Here is a 24221-nt window from a genome sequence, read left to right on the forward strand (position 1 = left end):
CATCAAACCCTAATCCAGGATGCAGACATCCGTGTCACAGGGGCAGGCCCCGTCCACTTCACAGGCAAAAGCAATCCGGGACGCTTTGTCATGAAATGCCTGAGACACTTTGGGAAAGGATGCGGCAATATCCAGGGCCATCAATGTCTGTCTGTCCGGAATGGCATCAAACCCCTGCCCCGTCACCTTGCCGGTAACCCCGTTGATCACCTCGGCATCTTCGCCGTTACAGGTCACGACCACGGGGATCTGATATGGGTAAACAAGCCGGGACAAAGCCAGATTGGGCAACCGCCGGGTCACCAGAGATCCGGGCGCATACCGGATCATCATACCGGTTTTATCCCCCGTACTCACCAGAAAATCCATCCAGAGCCGGGCCGTTTTCTTTCCGGTCTTGATAATGACCTGTTTCCGGGATTCAATCTGGTTTTTTTCATACCCGCAGACCTGAACCAGATGCCGGGCGATTTTTTGTCTGAACCGTTCATCATGGGTGTCGGGCACCGTCTCACCCGTCAGATAATCGGTCAACACCCCCATCACCAGATGGTGGGGATTTTCTTGCATACACGCCTCCTTATTGGGTAAAGGGCATTTTACTGTCATGAATCAAGGATCAGATCCACCCGCCGGGGTGCCTGACCGTCTTTCAGTTCCACCAGGCCCCGGTTGGAAAGGCGCAGTTCTCCCAGTACCACCAGACCCAGCAGGCTCAAAGTCATTTCAAAGGACTTGTGGGGGCACCCGATCTGTGCCAGTGCATTTTCAACCGCCTGAACCCCAACTGCTGTGGTTTCCATGGATTCAAGCCCCATGATCCCTCCCAGAGGCAAAGGCAAATGCGCCAGAACCCGGTTTTCCATCACCACAGCCAGGCCGCCGCCTGATTCAATCAATGTATTGGCAGCCAGCGCCATGGCAGTGTCATCCATCCCCACGACCAGCAGATTATGGGAATCATGTGACACCGTTGACGCATAGGCAGACCCCGGAATAAACCGGGTCCCGGATACAAATCCCAGTCCCCGGGATTTGTCAGCCGAGCCATTGGGGGAATGCCGGTAAAACACTCCGGCTTTGGCCAGATCCTGCAAAGGATCTGCATGCAGGCACCGGTCTTTGGATTCAAGCGTCCTTGTTTTTGACAAAGTATGCACCCGGTCGGGCACCAGATGAATGACACGGACCTGAACCGGATTTTCAAACGGTGCCGGGATATGAAAATCCGTGGGTGCCAGCCAATCCAGATGCATGGTTTTCAACGCCCAGTCCGGATACGCATACGGATGAATGGGCCGGCACAACTGATTGTCTTCTGCCACGGCCACGCCATCGCAAAACACCTGAGATATAGTGAACTGCGTCAGATTGTCCACCACCAGGATATCCGCGGCCCGACCCGGGGTCAATGACCCGATCCACCGGGATGCTTCCAGCATCTGCGCGGGATTGATGGTCACCATCTGCAACGCCATGACCGGGTTGATCCCCAGCTGAATCGCTTTTCTCAATACACGGACCAGATGCCCGTTCGAGACAATGGTGGCCGCGGTGACATCATCGGTCACCAGGGTATAGAACCGGGTGTCACAGCCCGGATCATGGGTGATGGCTTCCACCAGCTGAGGCAGATCCAGCCAGGCACTGCCATATCGCTGCTGCACGTACATGCCGCGCATGGCCCGGGCTGCGGCACCTTGTGCCGTTGTTGTTTCATGATCCGCTGTCATACCCGAAGCGATATAGGCATTCAACCCGGCATTGGTGTCCCGGGATGAAAAATGGCCGGTCAATACCTTATTGGCCCGGATGCCGGCTGAAATGATCTGATGCACAGTGTCATCCCCGAAAATAACTCCCGGAAAATTCATCTGTTCCCCCTGAAGAAAGACCCTGCCGCTTTCATAGGCTTCCCGGACCAGGGAAGGTGTCACATCGGCACCGGCATCCTCCATGTCCGGCAGAGACGGGACGCACACGGGCATGGCAATCAGCGCCTTCAGGGGCAACCCCTTTGCACTTTCATAAAACAGATCCACCGCCTTCATCCCTAGGACATTGGTCAATTCATGAATGTCCGGACAGATGGTGGTGGTGCCCTGGGGCAGCACGCCGGCGGCAAATGCGGGCAGATCCACCATGGAACTTTCGATATGCATATGGGAATCGATCAATCCGGGACACAGATATTTACCAGACGCATCCATAACGCGGGTCTGTGAATTGACCTGAACATGGGCTGCATCTCCCACCAGAGCGATATGGCCCTGGTAGACAGCAATATCCACATGCTCCCGGATTCTGGCGGTACAAACATCCACAAGGCGGCCATTTTTAATGATCAGATCCGCCGGTTTCGCCCCCATGGCCACTGCGGCCAGATCCCGGGTAATCAAATGATGCGAAATCCGGGTATGATGCATTGACATACGATTTTTTCTCCCGTTTGTTTTATGGGGTAGTACCACAAAACATCCATTTTCGTAAAGTCTAAAAGAAACGCCGCCACTGCCTTTTAAATGGATACTGGAAAAACAAAAAGCCCTGACCGTTATAAAACGATCAGGGCTTTTTGAAGAATAATCCGGCAGTGTCCTACTCTCCCACACAGTCACCCATGCAGTACCATCGGCGCTAAAGAGCTTAACTTCCGTGTTCGAGATGGGAACGGGTGTGACCTCTTTGCTCTAACCACCGGATTAAGGGGGTTATGGATCCGGAACGTTTGATGGGGTAAGGGCGCTTTGCGCGGCTTTGTTCCATAGATCCAAAAATCTGTTGCAGTAAGATATGTGTTCACATGAAAGCGTTTAAACCTGTGAGTGAAAAAAAAGTGGCTAAGCCTCACGACCTATTAGTACCGGTTAGCTCAACATGTTGCCATGCTTACACACCCGGCCTATCAACCTTGTAGTCTTCAAGGGGTCTTCAGTCACTTGCGTGATGGGATATCTAATCTTGGAGTTGGCTTCCCGCTTAGATGCTTTCAGCGGTTATCCTTGCCCAACTTGGCTACCCAGCAATGCCCCTGGCGGAACAACTGGAACACCATTGGTTGGTCCATTCCGGTCCTCTCGTACTAGGAAAAGATCTCCTCAAATATCCTGCGCCCACGAAAGATAGGGACCAAACTGTCTCACGACGTTTTAAACCCAGCTCACGTACCACTTTAATCGGCGAACAGCCGAACCCTTGGGACCTGCTCCAGCCCCAGGATGTGATGAGCCGACATCGAGGTGCCAAACCGCCCCGTCGATGTGAACTCTTGGGGGCGATAAGCCTGTTATCCCCGGCGTACCTTTTATCCGTTGAGCGACGGCCCTTCCATTCAGAACCGCCGGATCACTAAGACCTACTTTCGTACCTGCTCGAAATGTCTCTCTCGCAGTCAAGCTCCCTTATGCCTTTGCACTCTGCGGCTGGTTTCCAATCAGCCTGAGGGAACCTTCGCGCGCCTCCGTTACTCTTTGGGAGGCGACCGCCCCAGTCAAACTACCCACCAGACACTGTCCTCAATCCGGGTTACGGACCTAAGTTAGAACACTGAAACATAAAGGGTGGTATTTCAAGGGTGACTCCACAAACACTGGCGTGCCTGCTTCCAAGTCTCCCACCTATCCTGCACATCATGTCCCAAAATCCAATGTCAAGCTGTAGTAAAGGTGCCGGGGTCTTTCCGTCTTTTCGCGGGTAGACGGTATCTTCACCGCCATTCCAATTTCGCTGAGTCCCTGGTTGAGACAGTGTGGAAGTCGTTACGCCATTCGTGCAGGTCGGAACTTACCCGACAAGGAATTTCGCTACCTTAGGACCGTTATAGTTACGGCCGCCGTTTACCGGGGCTTCGGTTCAGTGCTTCGCCTTGCGGCTAACAAATCCCCTTAACCTTCCGGCACCGGGCAGGCGTCAGACCCTATACCTCGTCTTACGACTTTGCAGAGTCCTATGTTTTTAGTAAACAGTCGCTACCACCATTTCTCTGCGGCCCCCCACAGCTCATATAGAATTATAATCACCATCAGGGGCATACCTTCTCCCGAAGTTACGGTATGATTTTGCCGAGTTCCTTAACCAGAGTTCTCTCAAGCGCCTTAGGATACTCTCCTTGCCTACCTGTGTCGGTTTACGGTACGATCACCTGTTATCTCGATAGAGGCTTTTCTTGGCAGCATGGGTGCAGTCAGTTTATGGGTCAAAGACCCTCCTCATCACTTCTCGGCCTTAAAAAATCCCGGATTTGCCTGGGATTTAAGCCTACCGGCTTGAACCGCCTATTCCAACAGACGGATGACCTGCCCTCCTGCGTCCCCCCTTCTCTCAAACGACAACGAGGTGGTACAGGAATATTAACCTGTTTTCCATCGACTACGCCTCTCGGCCTCGCCTTAGGGATCGACTAACCCTGAGCAGATTAGCTTTACTCAGGAAACCTTGGGCTTTCGGCGAGCGGGCCTCTCACCCGCTTTATCGCTACTCATGTCAGCATGGTCTCTTGTGTCACCTCCACACACCCTCACAGGTGCGATTCTATGACAACACAATGCTCTCCTACCGATGTATAAATACATCCCGCAGCTTCGGTACTATGCTTTAGCCCCGATACATTTTCGGCGCAGATCCACTCGACCAGTGAGCTGTTACGCTTTCTTTAAAGGATGGCTGCTTCTAAGCCAACCTCCTGGTTGTCTGGGCATTCCCACATCCTTCTCCACTTAGCATAGATTTGGGGACCTTAGCTGGCGGTCCGGGTTGTTTCCCTCTCGTCCGCGGAACTTAGCTCCCGCGGGCTGACTCCCGTACTTTAACTTACCGGTATTCGGAGTTTGGTTAGGTTTGGTAATCTGGTGAGACCCCTAGCCCATCCAGTGCTCTACCTCCGGTAAGAAACATACGAGGCTATACCTAAATATATTTCGGAGAGAACCAGCTATCTCCAGGTTTGTTTGGCCTTTCACCCCTATCCACACCTCATCCGAACAGTTTTTAACCTGTATCGGTTCGGGCCTCCACACCATTTTACTGGCGCTTCACCCTGGACATGGATAGATCACCTGGTTTCGGGTCTACTCAATGCAACTGATCGCCCTGTTCAGACTCGCTTTCGCTTCGGCTACACCTATCGGCTTAACCTGGCTGCATTAAGTAACTCGCTGACTCATTATGCAAAAGGCACGCGGTCACACTTGCAATGCAAATGCTCCCACTGCTTGTAAGCAAACGGTTTCAGGTACTATTTCACTCCCCTAACAGGGGTTCTTTTCACCTTTCCCTCACGGTACTGGTACACTATCGGTTGTCAAGTCGTATTTAGCCTTATGAGATGGTCCTCACAAATTCCCACAGAATTTCTCGTGTTCCGCAGTACTTGGGAGTACGATAAGAGAGATCGATTGCTTTTGCTTACAGGACTGTCACCTTCTATGGTGAAGCTTTCCAGCTTCTTCAACTAACAATTGATTTTATCACTCTCCGCAGGTTCCGAAACACCTGCAAATCATATCCCGCGACCCCAATTACGCAACGCTTTCGGGCTTGACACGTAATCGGTTTGGGCTGGTTCCCTTTCGCTCGCCGCTACTCGGAAAATCGTTTTTACTTTCTACTCCTGGGGGTACTAAGATGTTTCAGTTCTCCCCGTTACCCTCCCTGAACTATGTATTCATTCAGGGATGACACGGTATTAACCATGCCGGGTTTCCCCATTCAGACATCTCCGGATCAAAGGGTGTTCAGCCCCTCCCCGAAGCTTATCGCAGCTGTCCACGTCTTTCTTCGTCACTTGACACCAAGGCATCCACCGTTTGCCCTTAGTAGCTTAGCCACTATTTCCACAAATAAGTTTAAACGCTTTGATGCGAACACATTGCCTTGCGGCAATGTCCCGATCGATCTCGATCAACATCAAAATCAATCAGTCATTTTCTTACTACAACAAATTGTCAAAGATCATCTGAGGGCACATTTCTCTTTCATTTAATGTAGTCCTCTGAAAAAGAATGGTGGAGAATAGCGGGATCGAACCGCTGACCTCCTGCGTGCAAGGCAGGCGCTCTCCCAGCTGAGCTAATTCCCCACATGGTGGGCCTGGGTGGATTTGAACCACCGACCTCACGCTTATCAGGCGTGCGCTCTAACCAACTGAGCTACAGGCCCAAATCCTTGATCCCTCAAAATTGGCCAGTGATGCCGCTTAAAGCGCTTTAATTTACTTTCCTTAGAAAGGAGGTGATCCAGCCGCTGATTCCTCAACGGCTACCTTGTTACGACTTCACCCCAGTTATCAACCATACCTTAGGCGCCTGCCCCTGTAAACAGTTAGCCCGGCGACGTCGGGTATAATCAACTTCCATGGTGTGACGGGCGGTGTGTACAAGGCCCGGGAACATATTCACCGCGGCATGCTGATCCGCGATTACTAGCGATTCCAACTTCATGGAGTCGAGTTGCAGACTCCAATCCGGACTGAGATAGGCTTTGAGGATTCGCTCACCCTCGCGGGTTCGCTGCCCTTTGTACCTACCATTGTAGCACGTGTGTAGCCCTGGATATAAGGGCCATGAGGACTTGACGTCATCCCCACCTTCCTCCCCGTTAACCGGGGCAGTCTCGCCAGAGTTCCCGCCATTACGCGCTGGCAACTGACGATAAGGGTTGCGCTCGTTGCTGGACTTAACCAAACATCTCACGACACGAGCTGACGACAGCCATGCAGCACCTGTCTCTGTGCTCCCGAAGGCACTCTTCAATCTCTTGAAGATTCACAGGATGTCAAACCCAGGTAAGGTTCTTCGCGTTGCGTCGAATTAAACCACATGCTCCACCGCTTGTGCGGGCCCCCGTCAATTCCTTTGAGTTTTAGTCTTGCGACCGTACTTCCCAGGCGGTTCACTTAATGCGTTAGCTGCGGCACAGCAGATTTTAATATCCGCTACACCTAGTGAACATCGTTTACTGCGTGGACTACCAGGGTATCTAATCCTGTTCGCTACCCACGCCTTCGCGCCTCAGCGTCAGTATCGGTCCAGAAAGCTGCCTTCGCCATCGGTGTTCCTCCTGATATCTACGAATTTCACCTCTACACCAGGAATTCCGCTTTCCTCTCCCGTACTCAAGTTCTGCTGTTTCAAATGCACTTCCAGGGTTGAGCCCCGGGCTTTCACATCTGACCGACAGAACCGCCTACGCGCCCTTTACGCCCAATAATTCCGAATAACGCTTGCGCCCCCCGTGTTACCGCGGCTGCTGGCACGGAGTTAGCCGGCGCTTCCTCCACTGGTACCGTCAATGCTATCATTTATTAAACAATAACAACTTCTTCCCAGTTGACAGAGCTTTACGACCCAAGGGCCTTCTTCACTCACGCGGCGTTGCTGCGTCAGGGTTTCCCCCATTGCGCAAAATTCCTCACTGCTGCCTCCCGTAGGAGTCTGGACCGTGTTCCAGTTCCAGTGTGACTGATCATCCTCTCAGACCAGCTAACCATCGCAGCCTTGGTAGGCTTTTACCCCACCAACAAGCTAATGGTACGCAAACTCATCTCCAAACAATTGCTTTCAAGAAGAGGCAATCTTTCATCTCAGCACTTGTGTACTGAAACTGCATCCGGTATTAGCCATCCTTTCGAAGGGTTATCCCGGGCTTGAAGGTAGATTATCTACGTGTTACTCACCCGTGCGCCACTCTACTCAGGATTGCAAGCAATCCCTTTCTCGTTCGACTTGCATGTGTTAAGCACGCCGCCAGCGTTCATTCTGAGCCAGGATCAAACTCTCCAGTTAAATCCTTTAACTACAAACTCGTTAAGGTCTTGTTTTAGACCCGCTTCAAACTTTATCACTGACCAATTTTCAAAGATCAAACATCGGGTACTTCTTTTGCTTTTGCTCACAATTTCTGTGACCGAAAAACCAGAACAATATACATGTCTAAAAATGGTTTGTCAAACCTTTTTTAACTCATTTTAAAATTATCTTATGGTACTTTTTTTTGCCGGCCCGAAGCAGCATCTCCCCCTGATCCAGATCAAGTTCCCCAATCTTTTGATCGATCGTAGATACCCGGCTTCCGTTCAAATAAGCACCGCCTTGCTTTACCAGACGTCTGGCATCTGATTTGGATGTACACAGACCGGTCCGGGTGAACAGATCGATGATAAAATCGTTTTCGTTGACATCGTTTCGATCGATTTGTGTTGTCGGAACGGCCCCATCAGACGCGGATGAATGGATGCCCCGGGAAATTGTTGAACCCGGCAGCAAATCATCAGGTACTTCAATGGCTCCGAAAACCGATGCTGAGGCTTTTAATGCGGCCCGGGCCTGAGTTTCCCCATGGGCAATTTTGGTGGCTTCATACGCCAGAATGGTCTTGGCTTTGTTCAGATCCGCCCCTTCAAGGGTTTTGACATGATTGATTTCATCCATGGGAAGAAATGTAAACAATGCCAAAAATCTGGCCACATCCGCATCATCGCAATTGACCCAGAATTGATAATAATCATACGGAGAAAACCGGTCCGGATCCAGCCATACCGCACCTTTATGAGTTTTTCCCATTTTGATGCCCGAAGCCGTGGTGATCAATGGAAACGTAATTCCAAACGCCTGTTTTCCAAGCGTTCTCCGAATCAGATCAATCCCTGCCACAATATTTCCCCACTGATCACTGCCGCCCATTTGAAGCAATGCATCATAATTTTGGGCCAGTTTCATAAAATCATACGCCTGAAGCAGCATATAGTTGAACTCAATGAAGGTCAGACCTTCTTCTGAGTCCATCCGGGCTTTGTAACTTTCCGCCTTGATCATCCGGTTGATTGAAAAATGTCGCCCGATATCTCTTAAAAAAGGGATATATTCCAGTTTTGTCAGCCACTGGGCATTGTCCAGCAACAAGGCCTGGTCATTGTTGAAATCAATGAATCTGGATAATTGAGCCCGAATCCCGGCTTTGTTTTCATCGATCTGTTCCTGGGTAATGATCTGGCGCATTTCCGTTTTCCCGGACGGGTCTCCGATCAGACCAGTCCCGCCCCCCACCAGAGCGATGGGCCGGTGTCCGCACCTCTGCATATGGGCCAGGGCCATGATACACACCAGGCTGCCCACATGAAGACTGGTGGCCGTGGGGTCAAATCCGATGTAACAGGTGGCCTGGTTGTTTTCCAGATATTCTTCCAGTTCTGCAGTATGGGTTACCGCATCAACGAACCCCCGCTCTTTTAAAACTGATAATACACTCATGATTTCCCTGCTATTTTTTAGTATACTCAACGGCTCTGGTTTCTCTGATCACCACCACTTTGACCTGGCCCGGAAATGTCAGGTTCTCTTCAATCTGCCGGGCGATTTCCCTGGACAGCAACACGGCATCTTCATCACTGATTTTTCCACTTTCAGTAATCACACGAATCTCACGGCCGGCCTGAATGGCATAGGTATTGATCACCCCGTCAAACGAATTGGCTATCTTTTCAAGGTCTTCCAGCCGTTTGATATAATTTTCAAGACTTTCTTTTCTGGCACCCGGTCTGGCCCCGGACAACGCGTCTGCCGCCTGGACAATATAATCATACACAGACGTGGGCATCTGATCTTCATGATGGGCGGCAATGGCATTGACCACACAATCCAGCTCTCCGTATTTTTTGGCCAGCTTGGCACCGATAATGGCATGAGCCCCATCCACTTCATGATCGATGGCTTTGCCGATATCATGAAGCAGACCCATCCGTTTGGCCAGCTTGACATCCAGTTTCAGTTCAGCGGCGATCACACCGGCCAGAAATGCCACTTCAAAAGAATGCTGAAGCACATTCTGGGCATAAGAAGTCCGGAATTTCAATTTTCCCAGCACCTTGATCAATTCCGGATTGATGCCGTGAACCCCTAAATCGAATGCCGCCTGTTCACCGGCTTCCTTGATGGCAAGATCCACTTCCTTGCCTGCCCGTTCCACCACATCCTCTATTCTGGCCGGATGAATCCGGCCATCGGAAATCAATTTTTCCAGAGACAACCGGGCGACTTCCCGCCGCACGGGATTAAATCCTGACAGAATTACGGCTTCAGGGGTATCATCAATGATCAGATCAATCCCCGTGGCCGCTTCCAGGGCCCGTATATTTCTGCCCTCTCTTCCGATAATCCGGCCTTTCATTTCATCGCCCGGCAAATGCACCACAGACACGGTGCGTTCCGCCACAAAATCCCCGGCATACCGCTGAATGGCTGTGGATATAATTTTTTTGGCCTCTTTATCCGCCTGCTCTCTGGCTTCTGAGGTGATTTTTTTCACCAATTTGGCACCTTCGTGCCGGGCCTCTTCTTCCAGAGTTTTAAGCAGCAGTTCTCTGGCTTCTTCCAGCGTCAGGCCGGAAACCTTTTCCAGTTCTTTTCGGGTTTCTTCCACCAGATTGGCATAATAGGCTTCATCACTGGCGACGGCTTCCAGTTTTTCATTAATTTCTGCTTCTTTGCCATGAAGTTCGGCTTCTTTCTGAATGAACAGATCTTCTGTCTGATCCAGCTTTTCACTCTTTTTGGAAAGTCTGCGGGCTTCTTTTTTTAATTCTTCACGCGTTTCCTGGGTCTCAGCATCAAAACTGCCCTTCATTTCCAAAAGTCGGGATTTCGCTTCGAGCTGGGCTTCTTTGATCAATGTTTCCGCTTTGATTTCAGCCGCTTCTATAATCCGCCTCTGCTCTTCTTCAATATTCAGCTTTTCAAGAGAAAACTTTTTCTTAATCCTGAAAAAGCCGACCACTCCCAATACCAGCAATAAAACAATTATCAATGAGAGGACTATTTCCATTCAACCGGTCTCCTTCACATATATGGAATTATCAACACCTTTTTTTAAAAGCGTGCTGCGTGTTTAATAACCGTACTGCAGATTATAAAATGGAATGGAATTTCAAATGAGGCGGGATCAGAAAATGTTGCTGATAAAAAACAGTTGCCCCCGCAAAATGCCGTGTTGCTTTAAAGGCTTTGAACCATTGGTTCAAAAGTGGGCACCCAGTTAATACCTTCAGGCTTTTCCTTACTGACGAGGAACCTGCGCACCGGTATCAGTGTGAGTTCCCTTTCTATATGCGTTAGGACAAAGTCTATCGTACAATCACGCACATTGCAGGGGGTTTTAATTGGTTATCATCCAACTGCTTATCATTACAACCCTTTATCGATTTTTTTCATCAATGATGAAATTTTATTCTCCATGTCTTTCTCAAGTTCAGCGTGCTGCATTTTCAACTCATGAAAATCCTTGGACAGGTTCATGGCGGCAAGAAGCAAAATAGCTATTTTATTTCTTCCTGAATTTTTATTCGGAACCATGCCTTCTGCCTCCTGGATGTAATCAGTTAAATATTGGACAACCTGGCTCGGATCTTTAACCTGATCATCCGGTTTAAATCTGAACTCTTCTCCAAAAAGATCAATTTTGATAATTTCATCCAATGAAATCCCTCTACGGGCACCTTATCATCAGCCCTAATCTGTTCAGAATCATTCTGACTGGATAAAACTATCCAGTTTCGTCAGAAGCCCGTCTATTTTCGATTGAATCACTGCCTCCTGCTCAGATGTCTGTGCTTCAGTCTGAATTTTTTCTTCCAGGTCTGATTCCAGATGTTTTATCCGTAAAGCCAGGTCCTGATTTTCCATTTGTAAAGACCGACAGCGTTCCAGCAATTTATCGACTTTTTTGTCGATTTCATCAAACGTGCTATGTATCTGATCATTCCCCAATTTTATAATCCTACGATAATTAATTTAACGTCAGTATAGATCAAATCTTTTGTCAAAGTCAAGGCAATTCATTTTGCATGCGACCATGCAGATTTCTTGTTTTTTCAAGATCATCCGGTGTATTTACACCCAGAACCTGACTGATGTCTTTTAACACTTTTACCGCCACATTCTCATTTTTTTGGGAAGCGATCCCCACCACGTCCGTCAAATAATATTCTGCCTGAAGGTTGTCCGGTTTCAACTGATCCAGCGCCATTGCTAAAAACTGCCGGTCAAAACAATAAATACCCGTATTGATCCGGCGGATTTTTTTTTCCTCATCACTGGCATCCGCTTCCTCCCGAATGGCAATAACACGATTCAGCGGGTCGCAGATAATACGCCCATACCCGAAAGGCTTGTCTATATCCGCAGCTAGAATCGTCACTTTTGCCCGGGATGTTCGATGGACTGACACCAGATCCACCACGGTCTCCGGTTGTATCAAAGGCACATCCCCATACAGGATCACAACTTGTTTCACATCATGGGCCAGGGCCGGAATCGCACATTTAACGGCATCCCCCGTTCCCAGAAGCGTTTTTTGCAGACTGAAATTAACCGAATAACAATCAGTCACGGCTTGCTGCACTTTCCGGGCCTGGTGCCCCACCACCACATGGATATGGTGATCGGATGTCACCTGCCTGGCGCAGGCGATGACGTGCAGCACCATGGGTTTTCCCGCCACCGGGTGAAGCACTTTGGGAAGATCTGAATTCATCCGGGTCCCCTTGCCTGCCGCCAGAATAATGACGCTCACCGCATCCATGATTATCCTTTTTTGGTGTGAATCCGCGTTTTTTTAAAAAAATAGGGTGCGCCCAAATGGGTGCACCCTATATCTGGTCAAAAACAAAAAACAGATCAGCTACTTGCCGGCAGATGCCACTTTCAACCGGTGGATCGCCCGCCGCAAAGCCAGTTCTGCCCGCAGCAGATCAATGCCGGCAGCCCGATTGGCCAGACGCTGTTCCGCCCGTTCTTTGGCGGCCTGAGCCCTGACCACATCGATATCCTGATTACGTTCCGCTGATTCAGCCAGAATGGTGACCTTATCCGGTAAAACTTCCGCAAACCCACCATTGATGAACAAAAGCTGTTCTTTTCCACTGGCATTTTTATATCGCAGCGTTCCCATTTTCAGGGATGTCAGAAACGTGGTGTGCCCCTTCAGGGCGCCGAATTCACCTTCCGACCCCGGAGCGACTACCGTATCTACCGCTTCGCTGACCACCGCTTTCTGTGGTGTCACCACTTCAAGCATCAGTTTTTCAGCCATGAGCTACCTCCGGGAATTAATCTGATTTCGCCTTTTTAATGGCATCTTCAATGGAGCCTACCATATAGAACGCATTTTCCGGAAGATCATCATGTTTACCATCAATAATTTCTTTAAATGATCTTACGGTATCTTCAACTTTGACAAAAACTCCGGGCATGCCGGTGAACGTTTCAGCCACATGAAAAGGCTGGGACAAAAACTTTTGCAGTTTTCTGGCCCGCTGGACCGTTATCTTGTCCTCATCAGACAACTCATCCATACCCAGAATGGCAATGATGTCCTGGAGTTCCTTGTATTTTTGCAGGGTCTGCTGAACCACCCGGGCCACATGATAATGCTCATCACCAATGTAGACGGCATCCAGAATCCTGGAGGTGGAGTCCAGCGGATCCACAGCCGGATAAATCCCCAGCTCAGCAATCTGGCGGGACAGAACCACGGTACCGTCCAGATGGGCGAATGTGGTGGCCGGCGCCGGGTCGGTCAAGTCATCCGCGGGCACATAAACACACTGAACGGCGGTGATGGACCCTTTGTCCGTGGAGGTGATGCGTTCCTGGAGTTCCCCCATGTCCACAGCCAAAGTGGGCTGATATCCCACGGCGGACGGCATGCGGCCCAGGGTGGCGGACACTTCTGAACCGGCCTGGGTGAAACGGAAGATGTTGTCAATGAACAAGAGCACATCCTGTCCTTCCACATCACGGAAATATTCCGCGCAGGTCAAAGCGGACAGGGCCACCCGGGCACGGGCTCCCGGGGGTTCCGTCATCTGGCCGTACACCAGGGCACATTTGGGAAGAACGCCGGAATCCTTCATTTCATGATACAGGTCGTTTCCTTCACGGGTCCTCTCACCCACACCGCCGAATACGGAAATACCGCCGTGCTGCATGGCGATATTGTTTACCATTTCCATCATGATAACGGTTTTGCCCACACCGGCACCACCGAACATCCCCATTTTTCCGCCCCGGGGAAAGGGCACCAGCAGGTCGATCACCTTGACGCCGGTTTCAAGAACCCGAACCGAAGTATCCTGCTCAATGAATGCGGGGGCATGCCTGTGGATCGGCATCATTTTTTCCCTGGAAATATCTCCCAGGCCATCCACGGGTTTTCCCACAACATTCAATACCCGCCCCAAAGAGGCTTCACCCACAGGCATCATGATGGGGGACCCCGTATCTTTTACGGGCATGCCCCGCTGGAGCCCGTCGGTGACATCCATACCGATACACCGGACCATGTTGTCTCCCAGATGCTGGGCCACTTCAATGACCAGATTGTCTTCTTCATCCCCGATGGTGGGGTTGGTGACGGTCAGGGCGGTGAGAACCGCCGGAAGGTTGCCGGGTGTGAATTCAACGTCAACAACAGCACCCATGACCTGTGCTATTCTACCTATATTTTCAGCCATTTTTTTCTCCTAAATAAAGCTGTTTATATACTGTGAGGTATATTTTGTTATCCCTTGAGCGCTTCCGCACCACCGACAATATCCATGAGCTCGCCCGTAATCTGAGCCTGACGCGTCTTGTTGAAGATGGTCTGAAGTTCGAGCACCATGTCTTCGCAGGCCTTGGTGGCATTTTCCATGGCCCGCATCCGTGCGGCATGTTCACTGGTGGAGGTCTGAAGCAGGGCATCATAAATCTGAATAAACACGTTCTTGGGCAGCATTTCCCCCAGTAGAACATCGGACGACGGCTCACAGATATGTTCCGGCAGAAATGATCCATCCGCATCCGCGGGATTTTCATTCGCAATGTCCGTCAGGGATGGAATGGGCAGGATCTGTTTGATCAACGGTTCCTGCCTGGCCATGCTCTGAAATTCAGAATAAATGATATAAACTTCGTCCACGTCTCCCACAAGAAAACTGTCTATCAACTGCTGTCCCGGAGTGGATGCCATTGAAAAATCGATTTTTCCCCCTACCACATCCAGGTATTCCGCGGCAATGGCATAGGGTGATTTTCGGGCCCAGTCCCGTCCTTTTTTTCCAAAACAGTAGAAAGACACGTCCTTGTCCTGCAAGTCTGATTGTATGAATTTCCGGGCTTTATCTATCAAATTGATATTAAAACCACCGCACAACCCTCTATCAGACGTACACAGAATCACGACCACTTTTTTGACTTCCTGGGCCGGGACCAGCAACGGGCTGACATCTGAACCCGATTTGCCGGCAATACTTCCCAGCACCTCAGCGAATTTGGAGGCATAGGGCATGAACCGCTCCATATTGGTCTGACAGCCCCGCAGTCTTGAAGTGGCAACCATTTTCATGGCAGAAGTGATCTGCTTTGTTTTCTTGACGCTGCTGATCTTGGATTTTACTTCTTTAAGTGTTGCCATTATATCTACCTTTCAAGCCTATTAATTTCAAATTATTGTAACGATTGTGTTTTCAAGAACCGTTCATATGAACTAAATCGTGTCCTTGAACTCTTCGTCATAGGCTTCTAAGGCTTGCTTGAGTTTGGTTTCGATATCAGAGGTGATCTCTTTTTTCTCTTTCAAGCCTTGATAGATTTCAGGAAACCGGTTTTCCACAAACGTATAAAGCCCTTCTTCATATTTGGAAACCGCTTCTTTGGGATATTTGTCAATATAGCCTTTGGTACCGGCATACAGGGCCGTTACCATTTTTTCCATGGGAAGGGGCTGAAACTGGGGCTGTTTGAGCAGCTCCACCAGTCTTTCCCCACGGGTCAGCTGTCTCTGGGTGGCAGCATCCAGATCCGAACCGAATGCGGCAAACGCTTCCAGCTCACGGTACTGGGCCAGATCCAGACGCAGGGTCCCTGCCACCTGTTTCATGGCTTTCACCTGGGCCGCCCCCCCTACCCGGGATACGGAAAGACCCACGTCAATGGCCGGCCGGACACCGGCAAAGAACAGGTCTTTATCCAGAAAGATCTGACCGTCGGTAATGGAAATCACATTGGTGGGAATAAATGCGGACACATCGCCTTCCTGGGTCTCGATGATGGGCAAAGCGGTCAGAGAACCAGCCCCTTTTTCATCACTGAGCTTGGCGGAACGTTCCAGCAAACGGGAATGGTTGTAAAAAATATCCCCGGGAAACGCCTCACGTCCGGGCGGACGTCTAAGCAGCAGGGATACCTGGCGATAAGCTACCGCCTGTTTGGACAAATCATCATAAATGATCAGGGCATGTTCGCCCTTATCCCTGAAATATTCTCCCATGGCGCATCCGGCAAACGGCGCCAGATACTGCAGGGCCGCAGATTCTGAGGCGGATGCCACGACCACGGTGGTGTATTCCATGGCCCCATGTTCTTCTAAGGCCGCCACCACCTGGGCCACTGTGGATTTTTTCTGGCCGCAGGCCACATAGATACATTTCATGTCCGTGTCTTTCTGGGCGATGATGGCATCTACGGCAACAGCGGTTTTACCGATCTGGCGGTCACCGATGATCAGCTCCCTTTGTCCCCGGCCCACCGGGGTCATGCCGTCCACAGCCTTGGCTCCGGTATAACAGGGTTCATGCACTGATTTTCTGGCGATAACCCCGGGGGCCACCAGTTCCATGTTCATCATGACGTCGGAATTGATGGGACCCTTGCCGTCAATGGGTTCCCCTGTGGTGGTGACCACCCGGCCCAGCATTGCCTCACCCACGGGCACCGAAGCGATCCGATCGGTTCTTTTAACCACATCCCCTTCTTTAATGAGCTTGTCATCCCCTAAGATGGCAATACCCACATTGTCGGATTCCAGGTTCAGCGCAAGGCCTAAAATGCCACCGGGAAACTCCACCAGTTCCATTGCCTTGACTTTTTCCAACCCATATACACGGGCAATGCCATCACCGGCAGACAGAACCACACCGGTCTCATTCAGATCAACCTTTGCGTCAAATCCCTTGATCTGATCTTTAATTATCTGGCTTATCTCTTCTGCTTTAATTTCCATTAGACACTCTCACCTTTTTTTAAAGTTTCCCTCATATTGATCAGCTGAGTTTTCACGCTGCCATCCAAAACAAGATCACCGATTTTGGTAACCACGCCGCCGATGAGACTTGGATCCTGTTCCACATTCAAAACAATCGTCTTGCCCACTCTTTTGGAAAGGGCATCCCGGATTTTTTCCACAGCGTCCGATGACAATTGTGTGGCCGAAGTAATACTGGCTTTAACGATCCCTTTGAGTTCATCAGCCAGATTCTTGTAATACGAGGCGATATCTCTTAAAAAAACGATTCTTCCCTTGTCAAACAGCAACTTTAGAAAAGAATTCATCACAACAGACAGGTTTGCCGCCTCCAGAACAGCTTCCAACACTTTCTTCCGGTCGTTCTTGTTGTACAATGGATTGGTCAGGGCCGCTTCAAAACCTTCCTGTGTATCAAACAAAGACACAACAGCCTCCAGTTCTTCATTATACAGGTCTGCCTGCCCGTTTTCCTGACCGATCAGAATCAATGCTTTGGCATAACGCCTGGATACTGCTAAATTTTTCATTATGCCACCACCTTTTTCAAATAATCGTCCACCAGTTTTTCCTGATCTTCAGATGAAATGGCGCTCTGAATAACGTCTTGTGCCTGCGCTACAGCCAAAGAGGAAATTTCCTGCTGGAGTTTGATCCTGGCCGATTTGAATTCCTGTTCAATGGTTCTTTTGGCCATGTCTTCCAGTTTTTCCGCCTGGGCTTCCGCCTGGGCAATAATCCGTTTTTTGGCTTCTTCTCCCTGCTGGATGTAATCCTGGATGATCCGTCTGGATTCCTGATCCAGATTGTTGAAACGGGCCTGATATTCGGCCAGCTGTTTTTCGGCCTCGGCTTTTTTCTGCTCAAGGTCTTTCAGTTCATCTGCAATCTCTTTTTTCCGGGAGGAAAAAAATGCCTTGACCGGTTTTCTTCCCAGAAAAAACAGGGCGATGGCCAGTACGGCAAAATTCAATGTCTTCCAGGTATCAATGGCCAACCAGGAATTGTGGACTTCACCAGGGCCGGACGCCGCCCATGACGTGGCAACAGCAGATCCAAGAATCAGCAGACTCATCCCTGACACTTTGAGCTGTTTGCGTCTCAAATTGTTTTTTTTCATCATAAGGCCCTCCCCAGAATTTTTTCACCAATGGCTTTGGCAAACACCGCCACCTCTTTTTCCAGAGTTTTTCGGGCCTGCTCAGTCTCATCCGCCACCTGTTTCTTGATCCGGGCAAGATTGGCCTGAGCCTTCTGATTGATCTGATCGATAATCTCCCGTTCCTGTTTTGATGCCTCCTCCACAAACGCTTCTTTCTCTTTCAAGCCTTCGCTTCTGGCCTGCCGCAACCCGTTCTTGTAGGATTCCTCCTGGGAAACAAGATCCGCAGTGGCTTTTTCAACGCCGGATTCAAGACCTTGAATCTTTGCTTTTCTTTCCAGCAGCACCTTGCGAATGGGTTTATACAGCAGTACATTGAGGACAAAGAGCAGAATCAGGAAATTGATCATCTGATACACCAAAGATATATCAGGAATCACAGTTATCATAAAATTCCCTCCGCCAGTAAATAATTATAAAAAAACCAACTACTTATATCTTACCAGCTGTTTTTACGCAAAAACAGCCCAAATTCCGTTTAAAACGTGACTTCAGTACCATCCGGGTAATGATTTGTCAACATGGAATAAGAAAATATTTCCCCTGTTGACAGGTGTAAAACCCATTTCATTCTCTTGCATGAAACGCTGATCTTTCAACCCAATCAGCTGGTGTAAAAACGGCGCATACTGATATTGAGCAATATCCCGAATCCCACCATATTGGTGATCACGGAAGACCCCCCATATGACACCAGGGGTAACGGCATTCCCACCACGGGCATCAACCCCATAACCATGCCGACATTGATGAAAATCTGCCAGAAAATCATGCTGGTGATGCCGAATGCCAGAATGGATCCGAACAGATTCCGGCAATTATAGGCAATATTCAATCCCCAGCAGATCAACAGAAAATACAAAATCAGTAATACCGTGCATCCCGCAAGTCCCCATTCTTCCGCCAGCACGGATAAAATAAAATCCGTATGCTGTTCCGGCAGAAAAGCCAGGGCATTCTGAGTTCCCTGCAAAAACCCTTTCCCGGTGATCATGCCGGATCCAATGGCGATTTTGGACTGAATGATGTGATATCCCGTACCCAGCGGATCCCGGTCCGGATCCAGAAACGTCAGAATCCGTGATTTTTGATAGGCTTTAAGGCCGAAAAACCAGACAACAGGGAGAACACATCCGCTCAGGCCCCCCAGAATCAAAATCACTTTTTTTTCGACCTTGACAAACAAGGTGATGGCGCCGGCAATGAGCAGCAGCATCAATCCCGTACCCAGGTCCGGCTGATTGACGATCAACCCCACCGGAATCATACAAAACACAGCGGGTTTGAGTAATTGTCTGAAGTTAAGACCTTCCGGTGACACCTTGGTGGCATAAATCGATGCCAGACTGATAATCAATGCAATTTTCATTAATTCGGACGGCTGGACACTGATCCCGCCAAAAGAAATCCATCGCTGGGAACCGCCGCCGGACTGACCGAAAAAATAGACCCCCACCAGAAGCGTGACACAGGCGGCATATATAAACAGATTCAGCTTGTTCAGCTTCTGGAAATCAAACACCAGGATGCCGGTCATCAGTGCGGCTCCGCCCCCCATCCAGATGAGCTGCCGTTTAAACAGATAATGAAGGCCGGTGCCCTGCCATCCGGCCATGACCGCGGAATACAGCACCATCAGTCCGGTGCCGGCGATAAGCAGAATCAGCACCAGTAATCCCCAGTCAAAATGTTCTATCAGACGTCGGTCAAACATGATTATTTTTATCCTTCAGGTGCTGCATCAAACGACTCTTCAGGTCCCGGCAGGCCCAGATATTTTTTCACCAGCGTTCCGGCCACAGGAGCGGCCGCTGAAGAGCCATGTTCTCCATGTTCAATGATCACGGCAATCGCAATCACCGGATTTTCGGCCGGCGCATAACACACAAACCAGGCATGGTCTCTCAGGGTTCTTTTCTGATTTTCATTATCGAATTTTTCACCGGTTTTCCGGGAAAACACCTGGGCCGTTCCGGTCTTACCTGCCATTTCGATCTGCTTGATCCGAATACTTCTTGCCGTCCCCCGATCTCCTTCCACCACTTCGGTCAATCCTTTTCTGACCAGATCCAGGGTTTGTCTGCCTGCCGGAATTCCGCCGGTGATCTCCGGGTCCATTTCCCTCACCAGATGGCCGTTCACATCCTTGACAGCCGTGACGATCCTGGGCCGGTACAAGGTGCCTCCATTGGCAATGGCTGCGGTGAATACGGCCATCTGGAGCGGGGTAACCAGGTTGAACCCCTGACCGATACTGATGGAAAGGGTTTCTCCCGGAAACCAGGCTTCATTGAACCGTTCCCGTTTCCATGCGGACGTCGGAATCAATCCCTGACGCTCATGATCCAGGTCAATGCCAGTGGGACGTCCTAATCCGCATCCGTTGGCATACTGTGCCAGCGCATCCACCCCCGTTTTTTCACCGGCCAGATAGAAAAACACATCACAGGACTGGGCCAGGGCATCCACCACGTTTAAATGCCCGTGCCCGTGTCTGCGCCAGCAATGATACCGTCGGCCCCGAAACATATAAAATCCGGGACAAAAGGTGGTGTCGTCACCATCAATCTTTTTTTCTTCCAGAGCGGCAATGGCGGTGAGTATCTTATAGGTGGAGGCCGGCGGATATTCCGCCTGGATGGTTTTGTTGATCATGGGACGGCCCGGATTGTTCATCAATGCCTGCCAGTTGCGGGTGGATATCCCGCCGATAAAGTCATTCTGATCAAACCCCGGATTGCTGGCCATGACCAGTACATCGCCATTGGCCGGATTCAGGGCCACGACGGCCCCATCCCGGTCTTCAAGCAGGTCTTCCGCCAGTTGCTGCAACGGCAGATCCAGGGTTAAGTGAAGATTGTGTCCCGGCACGGGTGCCACGGTTTTCAGCTCCTGGACCACCCGCCCGTTCACGTCCACCTCCACCTGGCGGCCGCCCCGCCGGCCTTGCAGATAGGATTCAAAACTTTTTTCCACCCCGTATCGTCCGATATGATCTCCTGCCCGGACATGAGGTAACATACCGCTTTCCAGTTCTTTTTTGTTCACCTCCCCCAGATATCCCAGCAGATGAGACGCTGTTTCCGGATAAATATAATGTCGGGTGGGCTCAATCTCCACATAAATTCCGGGCAGATCAAATTTATGGGCCTCCACAACGGCCAGCTGATCCCTGGAAATATCTTTTTTCAACACAATGGGCTTGTAAAAAGCAGCCGTTCCCGCTTTTTGAATTTGTTCCATCAGATCCACATAGGGTTCATCGATCAAAGAAGACAAAAGAGAAACGGTGTCCGGCACGGATCCCGTATCCTCGAGCACCATCACCAGATCAAACGCCGGCCGGTTGTCCACCAGCAGTTCCCCGTGCCGGTCGAAAATCAGCCCCCGGGACGGTTTGATGCTTTTTAACCGCACGCAATTGGTTTCAGACAAGCGGTGATATTCTTCTCCTTTGATCAGCTGAAGATACACCAGTCGAAAAAACAACAGCATGAACACGATCAAAACGCAAAGACTGGCAGCCATCACCCGCTGTTTCATCCAGTCCCGCTCTTTGGTTTTAGGCAGATCCACCATGGGTTTAATTTCTTCTTGTTTCCCGGATTCTGGCAATACGCTGAATCAGGTCCTGCCAGCGCCGGTATCCGGCAGAAATCAATCCAACCCCCAACGGAATCATCACGGCACCCCATGCGATCTGTTGCAGCATCAAAGACACATTAAGCGGCCACGTGCCCGTATATTCCTGTCGGGCAAACAGCGAAAAAAGAAAAATACCCTGTTGAATGGTGACAGACAGCAGGCTGACGACCACGATAAACGGAACACTGGTCTGGAACACCAGCTGCCGGGCCAGTCGAACGATTAAAAAAATCCAGAGATAAGAAAAGGTATAAAGGAAAAACGGCGCCCCTGACAGACTGTCCATGATTCCGCCCATACCGGCAATAACGGCAATAACCAGATAATGAGAAAAATGAAGGCTGATATAAACAATCAGGATAATGGTCAGGTCAAAACAATAAAATGATGACGATAAACCGGGAAGCAGCACTGTCTGGAAAACAATGAGAAAAAGGCTGATAATCCCCACAAAAACCCATTTCATTGTTTATATACCAGCACCTCTTCCAGTTTATCAAAATCCACACTGGTCTGAATGATGATATCCTGGAACAAATGGGAATGATCTTTTTTAACCGCCAGAACCGTGCCGATTTTCAACCCCTTGGGAAAGACCTGATCCAGCCCTGAAGACACAATGACCTCACCGGCCTGAATCTTTTCTTTACGCAAGGCATAAACAAAACTGCAACTGCTGTCACCATTGCCTTTGACCATCCCTCTGGCCCGTGTGGTCTGAACCAGGGCATCCACGGCGGAATTCCGATCCGTGATAAGCAGGACCCTGGAAAAATTGGGAGATACTTTGGTGATCTGTCCCACAATGCCTTCCGGAACCAGTATGGGCGCATTTTTTTTCAGGCCGTGCCGTTCCCCTTTATCAATCATCAGGGTTTTAAACCAGGGAGACGGGTCCCGGGCAATCACCCGGGCCGCCACATAGGTTCCGGATGCAGTCGATGAGAATGCCAAAAATTTCTTTAATCGGGCGTTCTCCACGGTCAGTTCCCGATTCTGGTTTTCAATCTGTTCTGCCAGGGTCAATTGTTGCTTTAAAACCGTGTTTTCCCGGGCTGCCGACACACAGGCAAAATAATTTTTCCAGACAGTCGACACAAAATAAACCGAGCGCTGCACGGCCAGTTGAAAGGGGGCCGTCAATGTGATCAACACGTTTTCCGGGCCCTGCACGTCAAAATTCTGCCGGCTGGTCAGACTGATCACTATCAAATTGATTGCGACAAACAATCCAATCCCGACAGCGATTAACATTCGACGGGAAAACATGTACTCAGTCGATCACCACTTCGGTTAAGATATCAATACTGTCCAGTGCTTTTCCACACCCTAACGCCACTGTTGACAATGGATCATCCGCCACCACGATGGGCAGGCCGCTTTTTTCCTGAAGCAGTTTATCCAGGTTTTTCAGCAATGCCCCGCCGCCGGTGAGCACAATTCCCGAGTCCACGATATCCGCTGCCAGTTCCGGCGGGGTCTGTTCCAGAGCGACACGCACCGTCTCCACAATGGCATCAATCTGTTCGGAAATGGCCATTCTGACCTCTTCGGAATCAATGGCCAGAATTTTGGGAATCCCGGATACCAGGTCCCGACCTTTGACTTCAATGGTCTCCAGATTGTCCGGATCCGGATATGCATTGCCGATGGTGTTTTTAATGATTTCCGCCGTGCGTTCGCCGATGAGCAGATTATATTTACGCTTGATATGCTGGCTGATAGAGCTGTCCATTTTATCGCCGGCCACCCGCAAAGACTGGGTATAAACGATGCCAGCCAGAGAGATGACCGCCACTTCCGTGGTGCCGCCGCCAATATCCACCACCATGTTACAGGTCGGTTCTGTAATGGGAAGACCTGCGCCGATGGCTGCAGCCATGGGTTCTTCAATCAGAAACACTTCTCTGGCACCGGCGGATTCCGCCGATTCCCGGACCGCCCGCTTTTCCACCTGGGTGATTCCCGAGGGCACGGCAATGATAATCCGGGGCCGGACCATGGTTTTCCGATTGTTGTGCACTTTTCGGATAAAATGCTTGAGCATGGCTTCGGTCACTTCAAAGTCGGCAATCACCCCGTCCCGCATGGGCCTTATGGCCACGATATTGCCGGGAGTCCGGCCCAGCATCCGTTTGGCCTCCATACCCACCGCCAGAACCCTGTTTTTTGCCCGGGCGTCGATTCTCACCGCCACCACAGAGGGTTCACTCAATACAATGCCTTTCCCTTTGACATACACCAGGGTATTGGCCGTTCCCAGATCAATGGCCAGGTCATTTGAAAAGGCGCCAAGCAAAGAATCCGTAATAAAGTTCATTTTCCCTCGTTAGTCTTGTTAAAATATGTTTTCACCCGATCC

19 protein-coding genes, 2 tRNA genes, 3 rRNA genes and 1 other RNA gene are annotated in these 24221 nt (G+C 50.1%); all 25 read right to left on the reverse strand.

The features are described 5' to 3' along the window. Nucleotides 1-9: 9 nt before the first annotated feature. The 25 genes from K365_RS0111715 to K365_RS0111830 all read right to left on the reverse strand — a co-directional run bounded on the left by K365_RS0111715 (nucleotide 10) and on the right by K365_RS0111830 (nucleotide 24179). A complete protein-coding gene (locus tag K365_RS0111715) occupies nucleotides 10-570 on the reverse strand; it encodes a type I restriction enzyme HsdR N-terminal domain-containing protein (RefSeq protein ID WP_024334708.1) in 561 nt (186 codons plus the stop codon). Nucleotides 571-605: 35 nt separating this feature from the next. Further along, the gene (locus tag K365_RS0111720) at nucleotides 606-2432 is read right to left on the reverse strand and encodes an adenine deaminase (protein ID WP_051147838.1); all 1827 of its coding nucleotides are present in this window, start codon (nucleotides 2430-2432) and stop codon (nucleotides 606-608) included. 153 nt (nucleotides 2433-2585) lie between these two features. After that, nucleotides 2586-2702: ribosomal RNA gene (rrf, locus tag K365_RS0111725) — 5S ribosomal RNA — on the reverse strand. A 134-nt stretch (nucleotides 2703-2836) separates the two neighbouring features. Further along, nucleotides 2837-5824, reverse strand: a 23S ribosomal RNA gene (locus K365_RS0111730). A gap of 176 nt (nucleotides 5825-6000) precedes the next feature. Next, nucleotides 6001-6076, reverse strand: a tRNA-Ala gene (locus K365_RS0111735). A gap of 3 nt (nucleotides 6077-6079) precedes the next feature. Next, a tRNA-Ile gene (locus K365_RS0111740) sits at nucleotides 6080-6156 on the reverse strand. A 65-nt stretch (nucleotides 6157-6221) separates the two neighbouring features. Next, nucleotides 6222-7781 (reverse strand): 16S ribosomal RNA (locus K365_RS25705). The 16S, 23S and 5S rRNA genes sit together here with 2 tRNA genes alongside, the layout of an rRNA operon. Nucleotides 7782-7958: 177 nt before the next feature. Next, nucleotides 7959-9245, reverse strand: coding sequence for a tyrosine--tRNA ligase (tyrS, locus tag K365_RS0111750; RefSeq protein WP_024334710.1), 1287 nt, complete (start codon nucleotides 9243-9245; stop codon nucleotides 7959-7961). A gap of 10 nt (nucleotides 9246-9255) precedes the next feature. Then, nucleotides 9256-10815 (reverse strand): ribonuclease Y, encoded by a 1560-nt coding sequence (gene rny, locus K365_RS0111755; RefSeq protein WP_024334711.1) that lies wholly within the window; start codon nucleotides 10813-10815, stop codon nucleotides 9256-9258. Nucleotides 10816-10958: 143 nt separating this feature from the next. Continuing rightward, nucleotides 10959-11145: non-coding RNA, 6S RNA (gene ssrS, locus K365_RS27290), on the reverse strand. A 29-nt stretch (nucleotides 11146-11174) separates the two neighbouring features. Continuing rightward, nucleotides 11175-11465, reverse strand: coding sequence for a cell division protein ZapA (locus K365_RS0111760; protein ID WP_006965061.1), 291 nt, complete (start codon nucleotides 11463-11465; stop codon nucleotides 11175-11177). Nucleotides 11466-11513: 48 nt separating this feature from the next. Next, the gene (locus K365_RS0111765) at nucleotides 11514-11756 is read right to left on the reverse strand and encodes a cell division protein ZapB (RefSeq protein WP_024334712.1); all 243 of its coding nucleotides are present in this window, start codon (nucleotides 11754-11756) and stop codon (nucleotides 11514-11516) included. A gap of 58 nt (nucleotides 11757-11814) precedes the next feature. Beyond that, complete coding sequence (locus K365_RS0111770; protein ID WP_024334713.1) at nucleotides 11815-12570, reverse strand: sugar phosphate nucleotidyltransferase; 756 nt, start codon at nucleotides 12568-12570, stop codon at nucleotides 11815-11817. A gap of 99 nt (nucleotides 12571-12669) precedes the next feature. Next, nucleotides 12670-13080: a F0F1 ATP synthase subunit epsilon gene (locus tag K365_RS0111775; RefSeq protein WP_024334714.1), complete on the reverse strand. Its 411-nt coding sequence runs from the start codon at nucleotides 13078-13080 to the stop codon at nucleotides 12670-12672. A gap of 16 nt (nucleotides 13081-13096) precedes the next feature. After that, nucleotides 13097-14503, reverse strand: a complete 1407-nt coding sequence (gene atpD, locus K365_RS0111780) for a F0F1 ATP synthase subunit beta (protein ID WP_024334715.1) — start codon at nucleotides 14501-14503, stop codon at nucleotides 13097-13099. A gap of 47 nt (nucleotides 14504-14550) precedes the next feature. After that, on the reverse strand, nucleotides 14551-15444 hold the full coding sequence (gene atpG / locus K365_RS0111785; protein ID WP_024334716.1) for an ATP synthase F1 subunit gamma: 894 nt from the start codon (nucleotides 15442-15444) through the stop codon (nucleotides 14551-14553). 72 nt (nucleotides 15445-15516) lie between these two features. Beyond that, nucleotides 15517-17031 (reverse strand): F0F1 ATP synthase subunit alpha, encoded by a 1515-nt coding sequence (gene atpA / locus K365_RS0111790; RefSeq protein ID WP_024334717.1) that lies wholly within the window; start codon nucleotides 17029-17031, stop codon nucleotides 15517-15519. Beyond that, a complete protein-coding gene (gene atpH, locus K365_RS0111795; protein ID WP_006965054.1) occupies nucleotides 17031-17582 on the reverse strand; it encodes an ATP synthase F1 subunit delta in 552 nt (183 codons plus the stop codon). Before atpH ends, atpA begins: the two co-directional genes overlap by 1 nt. Continuing rightward, nucleotides 17582-18175 carry a F0F1 ATP synthase subunit B gene (atpF, locus tag K365_RS0111800; RefSeq protein WP_084489813.1) on the reverse strand — a complete coding sequence of 198 codons (594 nt, stop codon included), beginning with the start codon at nucleotides 18173-18175 and terminating at the stop codon, nucleotides 17582-17584. Before atpF ends, atpH begins: the two co-directional genes overlap by 1 nt. Beyond that, on the reverse strand, nucleotides 18172-18603 hold the full coding sequence (locus K365_RS0111805; protein WP_024334719.1) for a F0F1 ATP synthase subunit B: 432 nt from the start codon (nucleotides 18601-18603) through the stop codon (nucleotides 18172-18174). Before K365_RS0111805 ends, atpF begins: the two co-directional genes overlap by 4 nt. Nucleotides 18604-18818: 215 nt before the next feature. Next, nucleotides 18819-19928: a rod shape-determining protein RodA gene (rodA, locus tag K365_RS0111810; protein WP_024334720.1), complete on the reverse strand. Its 1110-nt coding sequence runs from the start codon at nucleotides 19926-19928 to the stop codon at nucleotides 18819-18821. Between the two features lie 8 nt (nucleotides 19929-19936). Then, nucleotides 19937-21793, reverse strand: coding sequence for a penicillin-binding protein 2 (gene mrdA / locus K365_RS0111815; RefSeq protein ID WP_024334721.1), 1857 nt, complete (start codon nucleotides 21791-21793; stop codon nucleotides 19937-19939). Nucleotides 21794-21797: 4 nt separating this feature from the next. Then, nucleotides 21798-22325, reverse strand: a complete 528-nt coding sequence (locus K365_RS0111820; protein WP_006965049.1) for a rod shape-determining protein MreD — start codon at nucleotides 22323-22325, stop codon at nucleotides 21798-21800. Beyond that, nucleotides 22322-23065 carry a rod shape-determining protein MreC gene (gene mreC, locus K365_RS0111825; protein WP_236609920.1) on the reverse strand — a complete coding sequence of 248 codons (744 nt, stop codon included), beginning with the start codon at nucleotides 23063-23065 and terminating at the stop codon, nucleotides 22322-22324. The genes K365_RS0111820 and mreC overlap by 4 nt, the downstream gene beginning before the upstream one ends. A gap of 67 nt (nucleotides 23066-23132) precedes the next feature. Further along, a complete protein-coding gene (locus K365_RS0111830) occupies nucleotides 23133-24179 on the reverse strand; it encodes a rod shape-determining protein (protein ID WP_006965047.1) in 1047 nt (348 codons plus the stop codon). Between the last annotated feature and the right edge of the window lie 42 nt (nucleotides 24180-24221).

This window comes from Desulfotignum balticum DSM 7044 (genome assembly GCF_000421285.1).
In the GTDB taxonomy this organism is placed as follows: Bacteria; Desulfobacterota; Desulfobacteria; order Desulfobacterales; family Desulfobacteraceae; genus Desulfotignum; species Desulfotignum balticum.